The organism is Mesorhizobium sp. WSM4935 (assembly GCF_029625735.1).
Classification (GTDB): Bacteria; Pseudomonadota; Alphaproteobacteria; order Rhizobiales; family Rhizobiaceae; genus Mesorhizobium.
Map to the genome: position 1 here is coordinate 571957 of NZ_JARTVR010000003.1, position 12747 is coordinate 584703.

18 protein-coding genes are annotated in these 12747 nt (G+C 63.7%); 10 read left to right on the plus strand and 8 right to left on the minus strand.

Translation table 11 applies throughout. The features are described 5' to 3' along the window. Positions 1 to 2: 2 nt before the first annotated feature. Together P9273_RS10810 and P9273_RS10815 are read right to left on the minus strand one after the other, a co-directional pair. Complete coding sequence (locus P9273_RS10810; protein ID WP_278048885.1) at positions 3 to 926, minus strand: AAA family ATPase; 924 nt, start codon at positions 924 to 926, stop codon at positions 3 to 5. 29 nt (positions 927 to 955) lie between these two features. Beyond that, positions 956 to 1450, minus strand: a complete 495-nt coding sequence (locus P9273_RS10815) for a flavin reductase (RefSeq protein WP_278048886.1) — start codon at positions 1448 to 1450, stop codon at positions 956 to 958. Positions 1451 to 1642: 192 nt separating this feature from the next. On the opposite strand from P9273_RS10815, the gene P9273_RS10820 reads away from it, so the two are divergent. Both P9273_RS10820 and P9273_RS10825 read left to right on the plus strand, forming a co-directional pair. After that, positions 1643 to 2713: a branched-chain amino acid ABC transporter substrate-binding protein gene (locus P9273_RS10820; RefSeq protein ID WP_278048887.1), complete on the plus strand. Its 1071-nt coding sequence runs from the start codon at positions 1643 to 1645 to the stop codon at positions 2711 to 2713. Further along, positions 2713 to 3729, plus strand: a complete 1017-nt coding sequence (locus P9273_RS10825) for a P1 family peptidase (protein WP_278048888.1) — start codon at positions 2713 to 2715, stop codon at positions 3727 to 3729. Before P9273_RS10820 ends, P9273_RS10825 begins: the two co-directional genes overlap by 1 nt. Before the next feature lie 15 nt (positions 3730 to 3744). Here the strand turns inward: P9273_RS10825 and P9273_RS10830 are convergent, their stop codons facing one another. Next, positions 3745 to 4002 (minus strand): DUF2171 domain-containing protein, encoded by a 258-nt coding sequence (locus P9273_RS10830; RefSeq protein ID WP_127226121.1) that lies wholly within the window; start codon positions 4000 to 4002, stop codon positions 3745 to 3747. A 296-nt stretch (positions 4003 to 4298) separates the two neighbouring features. Here P9273_RS10830 and P9273_RS10835 point away from each other — a divergent pair, with 296 nt between their 5' ends. Next, on the plus strand, positions 4299 to 4712 hold the full coding sequence (locus P9273_RS10835; protein ID WP_336619379.1) for a hypothetical protein: 414 nt from the start codon (positions 4299 to 4301) through the stop codon (positions 4710 to 4712). A gap of 63 nt (positions 4713 to 4775) precedes the next feature. After that, positions 4776 to 6083, plus strand: a complete 1308-nt coding sequence (gene purB / locus P9273_RS10840) for an adenylosuccinate lyase (protein WP_278048890.1) — start codon at positions 4776 to 4778, stop codon at positions 6081 to 6083. Between the two features lie 101 nt (positions 6084 to 6184). Here purB and P9273_RS10845 read toward each other — a convergent pair whose 3' ends face one another. Beyond that, positions 6185 to 6997 carry a VOC family protein gene (locus P9273_RS10845; protein ID WP_278048891.1) on the minus strand — a complete coding sequence of 271 codons (813 nt, stop codon included), beginning with the start codon at positions 6995 to 6997 and terminating at the stop codon, positions 6185 to 6187. A gap of 200 nt (positions 6998 to 7197) precedes the next feature. Here P9273_RS10845 and P9273_RS10850 point away from each other — a divergent pair, with 200 nt between their 5' ends. Further along, positions 7198 to 7755, plus strand: coding sequence for an RBBP9/YdeN family alpha/beta hydrolase (locus P9273_RS10850; protein WP_040995268.1), 558 nt, complete (start codon positions 7198 to 7200; stop codon positions 7753 to 7755). A gap of 175 nt (positions 7756 to 7930) precedes the next feature. Here the strand turns inward: P9273_RS10850 and P9273_RS10855 are convergent, their stop codons facing one another. The 3 genes from P9273_RS10855 to P9273_RS10865 form a co-directional block, all read right to left on the minus strand. Further along, positions 7931 to 8704, minus strand: a complete 774-nt coding sequence (locus tag P9273_RS10855) for an HpcH/HpaI aldolase family protein (protein WP_040995380.1) — start codon at positions 8702 to 8704, stop codon at positions 7931 to 7933. Between the two features lie 95 nt (positions 8705 to 8799). Next, on the minus strand, positions 8800 to 8934 hold the full coding sequence (locus tag P9273_RS10860; protein WP_278048892.1) for a hypothetical protein: 135 nt from the start codon (positions 8932 to 8934) through the stop codon (positions 8800 to 8802). Positions 8935 to 8946: 12 nt separating this feature from the next. Then, a complete protein-coding gene (locus tag P9273_RS10865) occupies positions 8947 to 9267 on the minus strand; it encodes a DUF1476 domain-containing protein (RefSeq protein WP_278048893.1) in 321 nt (106 codons plus the stop codon). A 274-nt stretch (positions 9268 to 9541) separates the two neighbouring features. Between P9273_RS10865 and purC the strand changes: the two genes are divergently transcribed. From purC to P9273_RS10890, 5 genes are all read left to right on the plus strand, one after another. Then, positions 9542 to 10336 carry a phosphoribosylaminoimidazolesuccinocarboxamide synthase gene (gene purC, locus P9273_RS10870; protein ID WP_040995384.1) on the plus strand — a complete coding sequence of 265 codons (795 nt, stop codon included), beginning with the start codon at positions 9542 to 9544 and terminating at the stop codon, positions 10334 to 10336. A gap of 61 nt (positions 10337 to 10397) precedes the next feature. Beyond that, positions 10398 to 10637, plus strand: a complete 240-nt coding sequence (purS, locus tag P9273_RS10875) for a phosphoribosylformylglycinamidine synthase subunit PurS (protein WP_040995386.1) — start codon at positions 10398 to 10400, stop codon at positions 10635 to 10637. 2 nt (positions 10638 to 10639) lie between these two features. Continuing rightward, entirely contained in the window at positions 10640 to 11308 is a 669-nt protein-coding gene (purQ, locus tag P9273_RS10880; protein WP_278048894.1) for a phosphoribosylformylglycinamidine synthase subunit PurQ, read from the plus strand. 39 nt (positions 11309 to 11347) lie between these two features. Further along, entirely contained in the window at positions 11348 to 11758 is a 411-nt protein-coding gene (locus P9273_RS10885) for a hypothetical protein (RefSeq protein WP_278048895.1), read from the plus strand. A 7-nt stretch (positions 11759 to 11765) separates the two neighbouring features. Further along, positions 11766 to 12416: a Pr6Pr family membrane protein gene (locus P9273_RS10890; RefSeq protein WP_278048896.1), complete on the plus strand. Its 651-nt coding sequence runs from the start codon at positions 11766 to 11768 to the stop codon at positions 12414 to 12416. Between the two features lie 3 nt (positions 12417 to 12419). On the opposite strand, the gene P9273_RS10895 is transcribed toward P9273_RS10890, so the two are convergent. Next, positions 12420 to 12668, minus strand: coding sequence for a DUF1127 domain-containing protein (locus tag P9273_RS10895; RefSeq protein WP_278048897.1), 249 nt, complete (start codon positions 12666 to 12668; stop codon positions 12420 to 12422). Between the last annotated feature and the right edge of the window lie 79 nt (positions 12669 to 12747).

Consider the following 12747-nt stretch of genomic DNA (forward strand, 5'->3'; position numbering starts at 1 on the left):
GCCTACTCCGCCGCCGACAGCTCGGCCTTCACCTCATTGAGGATGCGCCGGCCCTCGCCTTCACCGATACGGGCGATGTCGTCCTGGTATTTCAAAAGCACGCCGATCGTGTCCGATACGGTCTCCGGATCGAGCGCCACCTTGTCGAGCTCGGTCAACGCGCCGGCCCAATCGATGGTTTCGGCGACGCCGGGAGCCTTGAACAACTCAACCTGGCGCAGCTTCTGGATGAAGGACACGACCTCCGCCGACAGCCGGCGGTTCGCCTGCGGCACCTTGCGCCGCACGATCTCCAGTTCGCGCTCGGCATTCGGATAATCGACCCAATGATACAGGCAGCGCCGCTTCAGCGCGTCGTGGACTTCGCGCGTGCGGTTGGTGGTGATGATGACGATCGGCGGCTCTTCGGCCTTGATCGTGCCAAGCTCGGGGACAGTCACCTGAAAGTCGGACAGGATTTCGAGCAGGAATGCTTCGAACGCCTCGTCGGTACGATCGAGCTCGTCGATCAGGAACACCGGTGCCGCGCCTTTCTTGCCGGTCAGCGCGTCGAGCACCGGGCGGCGGATCAGGTATTTTTCTGAAAAGACGTTGCGTTCCATGTCGGAGCGCACGACCTTGCCCGCCGCCTCCTCCATGCGGATTTCGATCATCTGGGCAGCGTAATTCCACTCATAGACGGCCGAGGAAACGTCGAGGCCCTCATAGCATTGCAGCCGGATCAGCCGGCGGCCGAGCGCGTCGGCCAGCACCTTGGCGATCTCGGTCTTGCCGACGCCCGCCTCGCCTTCGAGGAACAAGGGCCGCTTCATGCGCAGCGATAAAAACAGCACGGTCGCCAGCGAACGGTCCGCGACGTAGTCCGCGCCGGTCAAAAGGTCGAGCGTTTCGTCGATCGACTTCGGCGCGGGGCGCGGCGCGGTCATCTTGTCTCCGTGGATCCCGCCCGCCCGTTTCAAAGAACGTGATAGCCGCGGTTATGGTAGATCAGCGGCCGCAAATTATCGCCGATGCGCAGGCCTGTCACCTTGCCAAAAAGCACACGGTGGGTGGCCAAATCCTTGGCATCGATGATCTCGCAGTCGAACACGGCAAGCGCGCCTTTCAGCGTCGGCGCGCCGGTCGAGATCACATCCCACTCGGCCAGCGCAAAGCGCTCCTGCACCGGCAGACCGGTGATGCCGGAAAAGCCGACCGAGACGGCTTCCTGGTCCGAGGCGAGCGTGTTCAACGCGAACCTACCGTTCTTGACGAAGGCTTCGTTCTTGGCGTTCTCGCGGTTGAGGCAGACCAGCACCGTCGGCGGCGTGTCCGAGACCGAACAGGCGGCGATCACCGTCGCGCCCCTTTTGCCGCCAGGCCCGTCCGTCGTCACCACATGCACATGGCCGGCGAAATGCGCCATCGCGTCGCGATAGTGCTGCGGCCCGATGTCATTGATCTTGAGCACTCGATAATCCACCTGTCGAAACCAGTTCGTTATATATGGCGGCATATTGCACACCACAAGTTGCCCTGTGGGGGCGAAGTGCTTGACTGCAATCCGCAAATTCGCGTGTTGCGCGGCGCTTAGCCAGCCTTTAGGCATTTCCTGGAATAGTGTCGGGACTTTATTCCCGGCATGGAGGATCTCTTAGCCCGAATGCGTCTTCTTACGACGACATCAGCCGTGCTGCTCTGGCTGTCGCTGGCCGCGAGCGCCGACGCCGAGACGCTGGTCGGCGTTGCCGCGCCGCTTTCCGGTCCGTCGGCGATCCTCGGCAAGCAGGTCGAGGCCGGCGCCGGCATGGCGGCGGAGGCAAACGGCATCGCCATGAAGGTCGTGGACGACGCCTGCACCGCCGATGGCGGCGCCGCGGCGGCAAAGGCCTTCGTCGACGCCAAGGTCAATGTCGTGGTGGGCTTTCTCTGCACGGAAGCGATCGAGGCCGCGCTGCCGATCCTGAAGGATGCCAACATCCCGGTCATCACGGTTGGCGTGCGCACCGAAAGCCTGACGGACCGGCGCGCCAAGACCGGCTGGCCGGTCTACCGGCTCGGCCCGCGTGGCGACGATGAGCGCAACGCGGTTGCCGTCAAGCTTACCCAGCTCTGGCGCGACGACCTGTTCGCCATCGTCGATGACGGCACCATCTATGGCCGCGAGATGGCCGAGACCTTCCGCGCCGCGGCCGAGCAGGCTGCCTTGAAGCCGGTCTTCGTCGACACGTTCCGGCCGCAGCTCGACAACCAGATCGGACTGGTCGGCCGGTTGAAGAAGGCCGGCGCCACCAAGGTGTTCGCCGGCGGAGACGGCGACGATATCGCCATCATGAGTCGCGACGCCGCCCAGCTCAATGCCGGCATAACCTTCGCCGGCGGCGAGAACCTGCGCACGCCGCCGGGCGATGTGCCTTACGCCGTCGGCACTCTGATGATCGCCATGCCCGAATGGGCGGAGGTCGCCGATCCCAAGGTGGTGCAGGCTTTCGGGGCGAAGAAGATCGTGCCGGATGGCTACACGCTGCCGGCCTATGCCGCGGTCGAGGTCGCTAACGCCGCGCTGGCCGGCGCGGAAAGCTCCGGCCAGCCGCTCGGCGAAGCGCTCACCGGCCACGATTTCGCGACCGCGATCGGCACCATCCGCTTCGACGGCAAGGGCGATCTCAGCCAGAACCCGTTCCGCCTCTTCCGCTTCGACGGCGCGCATTTCGTGCTGCTGGAGGACAACTGATGTTCCGCACCGGTCCGCGCAATCTCATCACCGACGTTGACGGCCTTCGCGTCGGCAATGCCGCCGACGCCCGGCTGAAATCCGGCGTCACGGTGGTGCTGTGCGACGAGCCTGCGGTTGCCGGCATTCAGGTGCTGGGCGGCGCGCCGGGTACGCGCGAGACCGATCTGCTCGAGCCGCAGAACTCGATCGCGACGATCCATGCCGTCGTTCTGTCCGGCGGCTCCGCCTTCGGCCTCGACGCCGCCTCCGGCGTGCAGGCGGCGCTGCGCGAGAAAGACATCGGTGTCGAAGTCGGCGGCTTCCGCGTGCCGATCGTGCCGGCCGCGATCCTGTTCGACCTGCGCAATGGCGGGGACAAGGATTGGGGCCGCTATCCGCCCTATCGCGAGCTCGGCTATGAGGCGGTACAGGCGGCAGCGGTGGATTTCGCCATCGGCACGGCGGGTGCCGGCACCGGTGCCCTGACCTCCGGGCTGAAGGGTGGCCTTGGCTCCGCCTCGACCGTGCTCGACAGCGGCGTCACCATCGGCGCGCTCGCCGCCGTCAATCCGACCGGCTCGGTGACGGTCGGCCGCGGGCGCCACTTCTGGGCGGCCCCCTTCGAGATCGGCGACGAGTTCGGCGGCCTGGGCTATCCCGAGCCCATGCCGGAAGACGCAAGGAACATCCTGCTGAAATACCGCGACAGGCGCGTCGGCGGACATGGGGAAGCCGGCAGCACCACCATCGCCGTCATCGCCACGGATGCCGTCCTGACCAAAGCCGCTGCCAAACGGCTGGCGATTTCGGCGCATGATGGCTTCGCCCGCGCCATCTGGCCGACGCACACGCCGGCCGACGGCGACCTGGTGTTTGCCTTGGCGACCGGCAGAAGCGGCATCGAGCTCGGCGCCGATGCCGCGATCGACCTGTTCGCGGCGGCCGGTGCAACCATGGCGCGCGCCATCAGCCGCGGGGTCCATGCCGCGACGCCCGCCGACAGCGATCTGTTCCCGGTCTGGTCGTCGCGCTGATTGGCTCGGCGCCGATCAGGTCGGATCGGATTTTTCTTCCTCGAAGGTGACGGCGACATCGGAATTCGCGGAGAGCCATACCTTTTGCCCGTCGATTTCCGCGACCAGGGCGAGCGAAATGTAGTGGTGATGGCCTTTATGCGAGCCCATGCCGCTGTCGGCCTTGGTCAGCTTGATCCGGTCGCCTTCGACCTTGTCGACGGTGCCGATATGAACGCCATCGGCGCCGATCACTTCCATATGGCCGCGTACCTTGCTGATGTCGGTGCTCATGCTGGTCCTCCGCTGGATGGCGATCTGCCCTTTCGGATGCGAGACGGCCGACAATAACAAATGAACGCCGGATTGGATGCATCGCTCGGCACGTCTCGTTCACCATGGCGTGATAGATATGACGCCGATGAAACTGATGACGCCCAGCCTGTCCGGCCATGCGACGCGCGACGGGACTTGCCGCCTATGACGCCGTTGCAGCAAGTTCCGTTGCGCCACGGTCTCACGGACCGGCTGCGTGCCGCAATCCTTCGGCAAGCGAGACCGCTGTCGGAACCTTGCTCTGGGGCATGGCCATGGGTGGCAGCGCGCTGGCAAATCTTCTGCTGGCAGCCTGGGAGACGCCCGACAGGATCCGCTTTGTCGCGCTGCTATATGGCCTTGGCGGCATGCTCGCCTTCCCGGTCGGGCTGACGCTGGCCAGGCTTGTTTCTCGCGGCCGGGATTGGGAAACAGCGTTGGCCGCGGCATTCGTGTCCCTCCTGGCGACGACACTCGCCTTCACCGGCGGCCTCTTCGCGCTGCAATACCGCTCCTATTACGCCGAGTGGCATGCGCCTGCATTGACGCTGACCTGGGCGTTCGAGTTCGCCTTCACGCTGCTGACCGCGGTCTACCAGTTTCTCGCGCTTGGCGTGCGGCTCTATTTTCCGGCGGGTTTTGCGGCACTTGTCGCGGTCAGCATCTGGTTTGCGCGGCAGCGGCGTTGAGCATCGGGCCAGCCTCTGTTAGGACGCGCCCGACGCTTCTCCCAGGCAGGACTTAGAAAACGGATGATCCCTCGCTATTCCCGGCCGGAAATGGTCGCCATCTGGTCGCCCGAAACCCGCTTCCGCATCTGGTTCGAGATCGAGGCGCATGCCTGCGATGCGCTGGCGGAGTTGGGAGTCATCCCGAAGGAAGCGGCAAGGACCATCTGGGAAAAAGGCGGCGCCGCCAAATTCGATGTCGCCAAGATCGACGAGATCGAACGCGTCACCAAGCATGACGTCATCGCTTTCCTCACCCATCTCGCGGAGTTCGTCGGACCGGATGCCCGCTTCATCCACCAAGGCATGACCTCGTCGGACGTGCTCGACACCTGTCTTGCTGTGCAGCTGACGCGCGCCAGTGACATCCTGCTTGCCGACATCGACGCCCTGCTTGCCGCGCTAAAGCGCCGCGCCTTCGAGCACAAGGACACCGTCACCATCGGCCGCAGCCACGGCATCCATGCCGAGCCGACCACCTTCGGCGTCAAGCTGGCGCAGGCTTATGCCGAGTTCTCGCGCTGTCGCGAGCGTCTGGTGCACGCGCGGGAGGATGTAGCGACCTGCGCCATCTCCGGCGCGGTCGGCACCTTCGCCAACATCGAGCCTTACGTCGAAGAGCATGTTGCGGCAAAGCTCGGGTTGAAGCCGGAGCCGGTGTCGACCCAGGTGATTCCGCGCGACCGGCATGCCATGTTCTTCGCCACGCTTGGTGTCATCGCCTCGTCTGTCGAACGCCTCGCCGTCGAGATCCGCCATCTGCAGCGCACCGAAGTGCTGGAAGCGGAAGAATATTTCTCGCCGGGCCAGAAAGGCTCGTCGGCGATGCCGCACAAGCGCAACCCGGTGCTGACCGAAAACCTCACCGGCCTTGCCCGGCTGGTGCGATCGATGGCGCTGCCGGCCATGGAAGACGTGGCGCTCTGGCATGAACGCGACATTTCGCATTCCTCGGTCGAGCGTATGATCGGGCCGGACGCGACGGTGACGCTGGATTTCGCGCTGGCGCGCCTGACCGGCGTCGTCGACAAGCTGCTCGTCTATCCCGAGAACATGGAGAAGAACCTCAACAAGTTCCGCGGGCTGGTGCATTCGCAACGTGTGCTCCTGGCGCTGACGCAGGCCGGCCTGTCACGCGAGGATGCCTATCGGCTGGTGCAGCGCGACGCCATGAAAGTCTGGGAGCACGGCGCCGATTTCCTCGAGGAACTGCTGGCCGACAAGGACGTCACCGCAGCCCTTTCCGAAGCCGATATCCGCGAGAAATTCGACCTCGGCTACCACACCAAGCATGTCGACACGATCTTCAAGCGGGTGTTTGGGGAAGCTTGATCAGTCTTTCTCCCCGTTCACGCCCGTTTACGGGGAGAAGTTGCCCGAAGGGCGGATGAGCGGCAGCGCCGACTTCGGCGCTGATCGCTTGGCGCGACTGCTCAAGCCTTCCCAGGCACAGTCCTGATCACCGTGCCCCAGGGATCCTCGCGGTTTGTCTCGGCCTTCGCATTGTCCGAGCGCATCTCGACCCAGGCAAGGCCGGAGCGGGACGAATCGCGGCGGCCGGCGCCAGCGCTCTGCCAGGCATTGGCCCCTATATGATGGTGGTAATGGCCGGACGACAGGAACACCGCCTGGCTGCCATATTTGGCGACGGTGTCGAAGCCGAACGCCTCATGCCACCACGCTTCGGCATCTTCCGGCCGGCCGACGCGCAGATGCACATGGCCGATAATGGTGTTTTCCGGCGCGCCCTGCCAGCCGGCATCGCCCGCCGGCACGCTGCCCACCACCGCCGGCAGGTTCAGCCTCTCGGTCGCCATGGCGATCTTGTCACCATTCCATTTCCAGTCCTGCGGACGACGGTCGGCATAGATCTCGATGCCGTTGCCCTCCGGGTCGGTCAGATAGAGCGCCTCGCTGACCAGATGGTCGGACGCGCCCTCGATGCCGATGCGGTTGGCGGCGGCGTGGCTGATCCAGCGGCCAAGATCGGCGCGCGACGGCAGGAGGAAAGCGGTGTGGAAAAGTCCGGCGCTACGCGGATCGTCCGGCTTGGCCGAAGCATCCTGCTCAAGCACCAGCAGCGGGCGATTGGCAGCACCAAGCGTGATCGCGCCGTCGGCGCGGCTCAACTCCTGCAGGCCGACGACGGCGCGGTAATAAGAGGCCAGGCTCTCGGCGTCGCGCGCCTTCAACCCGACGCGCGACACGCTGACCGGGGTGGTCGCGGCAAAAGGCAGTTCGCTCATCAAACTCTCCGTTCCGGCGGCATCCATTCCCGAAATGGGATTCCAGGGCCGCCAGCTCTTGTTCCTTGTTCCCTCTTCAAATCGTCGATTGCGATCGTTCACACAAGGCAGCAAGAATCGAACAGGTTGTTCACAATTGTGATCACACCGATATTGGCGACAGGGTTGCAGGCGAGAAGGCCGCTCGCTACATCGGCGCCATGAAAGTCAAAGACGCAGATATCCTGATCGTGCCGGGCTACACCAATTCCGGCCCCGAGCACTGGCAGACCCGCTGGCAGTCGAAACTGTCGACGGCGCGCCGGGTCGAGCAGGCGGAGTGGACGAAGCCCGTGCGCGAGGACTGGACGGCGAGTGTGGCGAACGCCGTCAACGAGGCCGAGCGGCCGGTGGTTCTCGTTGCGCATTCGCTTGGCGTCGCGGCGGCGGTGCAGGCCATCCCGCAATTCAGAAAGCCGGTCGCGGGCGCCTTCTTCGTCGCGCCGCCGGACGTCTCCAATCCGGAAATCAGGCCGAGGCATCTGATGACTTTCGGCCCTTATTCGCGCGATCCTCTGCCCTTTCCGTCAATCGTGATCGCCAGCCGCAACGATCCGTTCTGCGCCTTCGAGGTCGCCGAGGATATCGCCGCCGCCTGGGGATCGCTGTTCATCGATGCCGGCGAGGCCGGTCACCTCAACCACGACGCCGGCTTCGGTCCCTGGCCCGAGGGTTCGATGACTTTCGCCAAATTCCTGACGGAGTTGAAAGAACCCTGAGACGACCTAAGGTGTGTTGAGATTCAGGTCAGGCCGAGCCGGAGTCGAGGACGGGCGCGAAGCGACCAAAATGGTGGCTTCTGAGAACCGCAGCGGAGCGTACTTCAGTACGTGAGCACCGGAAGCGCAGGAAGCCGGCATTTGCAGGCCGGTCTCACCTGAATATCAATACGCCTCAGGAACCGATCGAATCCCGCATGCTCTTCAGCAGCGTCTTTGCGCCGAGCGAAATCAGCGTGTGGTCCGAGCCCATGGCGAGCAGCCGGAAGCCCATCGACACGACGCGCCCGGCAATCGCCGGTTCGATGACATAGATCGCGGCATGTTTGCCTGCCTTGCGCGTCCGCTCGGCGATCGACGCGACCGTGTCCATCATGCTTTCCAGCGTCGAACTGACGGTGGCGCCGTTCGACCAGGCGATCGAGAAATCGGACGGGCCGACAAAGATGCCGTCGATGCCGGGCGTATCCAGAATACCGTCCAGCGCCTCGAGGGCCGCCCGCGTTTCGACCATCGCGAAAGCCATGGTGCGCTGGTTCGTATCGCGCAGCCATTCGGCATGATCGCCCTTGCCGTGACGCGGAAAAGCGTAGGTCGGGCCCCAGGAGCGCTCGCCCAGCGGCGGATATTTCATCGCGGCGGCGAACTGCCTTGCATCGGCTACGGAATTCACCATCGGCGCGATCACCGCCTCGGCGCCGAAATCGAGCGCGCGGCTCGCCATGTCGAAGCGCCCGACCGGAATACGCACCAGCGCCGGCTTGTTGGCGGCCAGCACCGGCACCAGTCCGCGCAGCACGCTGTCCTCGTGATGGCCGCCATGCTGCATGTCCAGGGTGACAGCATCGAAACCCTGCTTGGCGATGATCTCGACCGTCAGCGCGTCCGGCACGCCCGACCACGCGGTGAAAAGCGTTTCGTCGGCGGCCAGGCGGGATTTGAGCGACATCGGAATTTCCTTGTTAATAATCCGCAGTTTCGGCCGGAAACAGTGTGAAGGCAAAGAAAAACCGCCCGGTTTTGCTGGGCGGTCCATTGGTCCAGTCAGGGCAATTCCAGGAAAAGCGTGTGACGTTTAGGTTCGGCGACTTCGCCGTAACCTTCCGTCTGGAATTGCGTAAAAACAAAGGGATAGAGCACGATGCCGAAAAGCGTGGAGCGGTTTTCCGGCGACACCATGCCCGCACAGCCTCAGCTGTTCTTGATGTGCTCGATCGCCTGCGCCATCAATTCGTCCATGGTGCGGCGGATCTGGTGGTCGGACTGGTTGACGCCGGCGGCATCGAAATCCTTGCGGATCTTGCGGAAGACATCGTGGTCGCCCGCTTCCTCGATATCGGAGACGACCACTTCCTTGGCATAGGCTTCGGCATCGGCGCCGGATTTGCCGAGCTTCTCGGCGGCCCAGAGGCCAAGCGCCTTGTTGCGGCGCGCCGAGGCCTTAAAGCGAAGTTCCTCGTCGAAGACGAACTTGCGCTCAAAACCCTCTTCGCGGTCTTTCATGCTGCTCATGACGTCTCTCCGATCAATCCGATTCGCTTGGCGATGAATATGTGTGATGGGCAAGCACAAACCAAAAGGCCGCGGGTCGGTCAATATGCTTCCTCGCATGCTGCGCTGCGGCATTTCGGTTCCGAAAGCGGTTGATTCGCGGGATTTGCCGATTGAGCAAACAAGACGATTGCGATAACACCGGCATTGAACGCCGCCTTCGCCATACTAATTTAGGCAGACGGACAGGAACCGGTCGCTTGCCCCCTGCCCGCAGATCCAGAGAAAAAATCAGATGAAAAATCGCCGCCGCATTTACGAAGGCAAGGCCAAGATCCTCTATGAGGGACCTGAGCCGGGGACGCTGATCCAGTTTTTCAAGGACGATGCCACCGCATTCAACAAGAAGAAGCATGAAGTGGTCGACGGCAAGGGCGTGCTCAACAACCGCATTTCCGAGCACATCTTCAACCACTTGAACCGCATGGGCATCCCGACCCACTTCATCCGCCGGCTGAACATGCGCGAGCAATTGATCAAGGAAGTCGAGATCATTCCGCTCGAGGTCGTCGTACGCAACGTCGCCGCCGGCTCGCTGTCCAAGCGCCTCGGCATCGAGGAAGGCACGGTGCTGCCGCGCTCGATCATCGAATTCTATTACAAGGCCGACGCGCTCGACGACCCGATGGTGTCCGAAGAGCACATCACCGCCTTCGGCTGGGCCAGCCCGCAGGAAATCGACGACATCATGGCGCTCGCCATCCGCGTCAACGATTTCCTCTCCGGCCTGTTCCTCGGCGTCGGCATCCAGCTTGTCGACTTCAAGATCGAATGCGGCCGCCTGTTCGAGGGCGACATGATGCGCATCGTCGTCGCCGACGAGATCTCGCCGGATTCCTGCCGGCTGTGGGATGTCGCGACCCAGGACAAGCTCGACAAGGACCGTTTCCGCCGCGATATGGGCGGCTTGGTCGAAGCCTATCAGGAAGTCGCCCGCCGCCTCGGCATCATCAACGAGAACGAGCCGCCGCGCCCGACGGGTCCCGTACTCGTGGCCTCCTCCGAGGCGCCCAAGGGCCTGAAGCACTGACTACCAGGCCGCCGGATAACGGCAGGCCTTTTCCTAAATGACCGTTTGCCCAGGAGTATCGATGAAAGCCCGTATCACCGTCACCCTCAAGAACGGCGTTCTTGACCCGCAGGGCAAGGCGATCGAGCACGCGCTCTCCGGGCTGGGTTTCGACGGCGTCGGCCAGGTGCGCCAGGGCAAGGTGTTCGACATCGAGCTCACCGGAACCGACAAGGCCAAGGCCGAAGCCGACCTGAAGGCCATGTGCGACAAGCTTCTGGCGAACACGGTGATTGAGAACTACGCGGTGGAGATCGCCTGACAATGAAATCAGCCGTCGTCCTCCTGCCTGGCCTCAACCGCGACCGCGACATGATCGCGGCGCTGACCAAGATTTCCGGTCAGGCGCCGGCGACCGTCTGGCAGACCGATACCGAAATTCCCGATGTCGACCTGATCGCCATCCCCGGCGGCTTCTCCTTCGGCGATTATCTGCGCTGCGGTGCGATTGCGGCGCGCATGCCGGTGATGCGGGCGGTCGCCGAAAAGGCCGCCAAGGGCGTGACCGTCATCGGCGTCTGCAACGGTTTTCAGATCCTGGTCGAGGCGGGACTGCTGCCCGGCGCCTTGATGCGCAACGCCTCGCTGAAATTCGTCTGCCGGCAGGTGAAGCTTGAGATCGCCAACGCCAACACCATGTTCACCCGCCGCTACCAGCCCGGACAGGTCATCCGCTCGCCCGTGGCGCATCACGACGGCAATTATTTCGCCGATGCCGAGACGCTGGCGCGGCTCGAAGGCGAAGGCCAGGTGGTGTTCCGCTACGCCGAGGGCACCAATCCCAACGGCTCGATCAACGACATTGCCGGCATCGTCAACGACAAGGGCAACGTGCTCGGCCTGATGCCGCATCCCGAGAACCTTATCGAAGCCGCGCATGGCGGCAATGACGGACGGGCGCTGTTCGAAAGCGCCCTCGGCATCGCGGCTTGATTCTTTAATATCCTATCGGAACGCGGGGGCGGACTGACCATGAGACTGACGATTGCTCGCCTTGCTCTCCTGGCCGCCACCGGGCTCGCCTTGGCTTCCTGCCAGTCCGGCCCCAAAACCTCGCCCGTTCACTCAGGCAAAAGCGCCTCGCTGCTTGCCATGGAACAGGTCGCCATCGCGGCCCATAAATGCTGGATCGCCAGCAAGGATCCGGCTTTCAAGGCCTATCAGATGGCCAACGAACTCAATTCCTACAGCGGCACGCCGCGCTTCCTGCTCGTGCCCGCCAAGCACTATGGCGGCAAGCCGCTGCTGGTCGTGCAGGCGCAAGGCAATTCCAGCCGCGTCGACGTGTTCGGGCCGCTGATGAATGAGCCTCTCGGCGCGCGCATCGGTGCCGACATCGCCCGCTGGCAGGCCGGCAATCCGTCCTGCGCGGCTGCCGCGTGACCCTGCGATGGGCCGGTTCCTGCAGATCGCGGGACTGGTTATCGGGCTGATTGCGCTTGTCCTGCAATTCGCCATCACCATACCGGCATCGATGGCGGCGGGACGCAGCCTGTTCGGCTCGATCGTCTTCTATTTCAGCTTCTTCACCGTCCTCACCAACATCGCGGCGGTGATGGTTCATGCGGCACTGGTCTCGCCAGCCGGCTATGCCTGGTTCCCGGCCTTCGCCGGGCAACGCCTGCGGTCCGGCGTGGCGGTGGCCATCACGCTGGTCTTCATCGTCTACAGGACGGTGCTTGCGGGCCTTTGGCAACCGCAAGGCCTGTTCCTGCTTTGCGACATCCTGCTCCACTACATCACGCCGTTGATCTTCGTACTGTGGTGGCTCATTGCCGGTGCCGATGGCAAGACGCGCTGGCGCGATATCTCCTGGTGGATGATCTATCCGCTCGCCTATCTCGCTTACGCGCTGATACGCGCGCCCTTCGCCGGCGAAGTGCCCTACCCGTTCCTCGACGTCGCCAGGAACGGCATGGCCAGCGTCGCCGTTTCGGCCCTGGGCGTCACGGCATTGTTCATCGGATTGAGCGTGCTTGCCGTACTGATCGATCACGGCGCAGGCGGGTTGCGGGGCAAGCCCGCAACCCGGATGGGATAAGCCTCACTCCCAAAACGCCTTGATGCCTTCGCGATGGGCGTCGCAGCGCGAGATGCCGATGTCCTTCAACTGATCGTCCGTCATCTCCATGAGTGCCAGGCGGCCGCGCCGGCGCTCGAGCATGCGGTCGATCTGCCTGGCGATGGAACGGAGCACAACCACCAGGCGGCCGGCGAAGCCGCGATGGGCCAAGGGCTCGGCCTGCGCGCCAAAAGCCGGGCGAGCATAGCGAATTGTCTCGATTGTATCCATTGTTGTCCTGCCTTGTCCCGATTGTACCTCGCCATCGCGAGATCGATATGAATTGACTCATCGCGCGGTGCAATATAGA

Bases quoted from the DNA above. Each gene is read 5' to 3' on its own strand.
- P9273_RS10835 (WP_336619379.1), top strand. From the start codon at position 4,299: ATGGGTGGCAGCGCGCTGGCAAATCTTCTGCTGGCAGCCTGGGAGACG.
- P9273_RS10850 (WP_040995268.1), top strand. From the start codon at position 7,198: ATGAAAGTCAAAGACGCAGATATCCTGATCGTGCCGGGCTACACCAAT.
- purS (WP_040995386.1), top strand. From the start codon at position 10,398: ATGAAAGCCCGTATCACCGTCACCCTCAAGAACGGCGTTCTTGACCCG.
- P9273_RS10885 (WP_278048895.1), top strand. From the start codon at position 11,348: ATGAGACTGACGATTGCTCGCCTTGCTCTCCTGGCCGCCACCGGGCTC.
- P9273_RS10825 (WP_278048888.1), top strand. From the start codon at position 2,713: ATGTTCCGCACCGGTCCGCGCAATCTCATCACCGACGTTGACGGCCTT.
- purC (WP_040995384.1), top strand. From the start codon at position 9,542: ATGAAAAATCGCCGCCGCATTTACGAAGGCAAGGCCAAGATCCTCTAT.
- P9273_RS10860 (WP_278048892.1), bottom strand. From the start codon at position 8,934: ATGGTGTCGCCGGAAAACCGCTCCACGCTTTTCGGCATCGTGCTCTAT.
- P9273_RS10895 (WP_278048897.1), bottom strand. From the start codon at position 12,668: ATGGATACAATCGAGACAATTCGCTATGCTCGCCCGGCTTTTGGCGCG.
- P9273_RS10845 (WP_278048891.1), bottom strand. From the start codon at position 6,997: ATGAGCGAACTGCCTTTTGCCGCGACCACCCCGGTCAGCGTGTCGCGC.
- P9273_RS10890 (WP_278048896.1), top strand. From the start codon at position 11,766: ATGGGCCGGTTCCTGCAGATCGCGGGACTGGTTATCGGGCTGATTGCG.
- P9273_RS10810 (WP_278048885.1), bottom strand. From the start codon at position 926: ATGACCGCGCCGCGCCCCGCGCCGAAGTCGATCGACGAAACGCTCGAC.
- P9273_RS10820 (WP_278048887.1), top strand. From the start codon at position 1,643: ATGCGTCTTCTTACGACGACATCAGCCGTGCTGCTCTGGCTGTCGCTG.
- purQ (WP_278048894.1), top strand. From the start codon at position 10,640: ATGAAATCAGCCGTCGTCCTCCTGCCTGGCCTCAACCGCGACCGCGAC.
- P9273_RS10865 (WP_278048893.1), bottom strand. From the start codon at position 9,267: ATGAGCAGCATGAAAGACCGCGAAGAGGGTTTTGAGCGCAAGTTCGTC.
- P9273_RS10830 (WP_127226121.1), bottom strand. From the start codon at position 4,002: ATGAGCACCGACATCAGCAAGGTACGCGGCCATATGGAAGTGATCGGC.
- P9273_RS10855 (WP_040995380.1), bottom strand. From the start codon at position 8,704: ATGTCGCTCAAATCCCGCCTGGCCGCCGACGAAACGCTTTTCACCGCG.
- purB (WP_278048890.1), top strand. From the start codon at position 4,776: ATGATCCCTCGCTATTCCCGGCCGGAAATGGTCGCCATCTGGTCGCCC.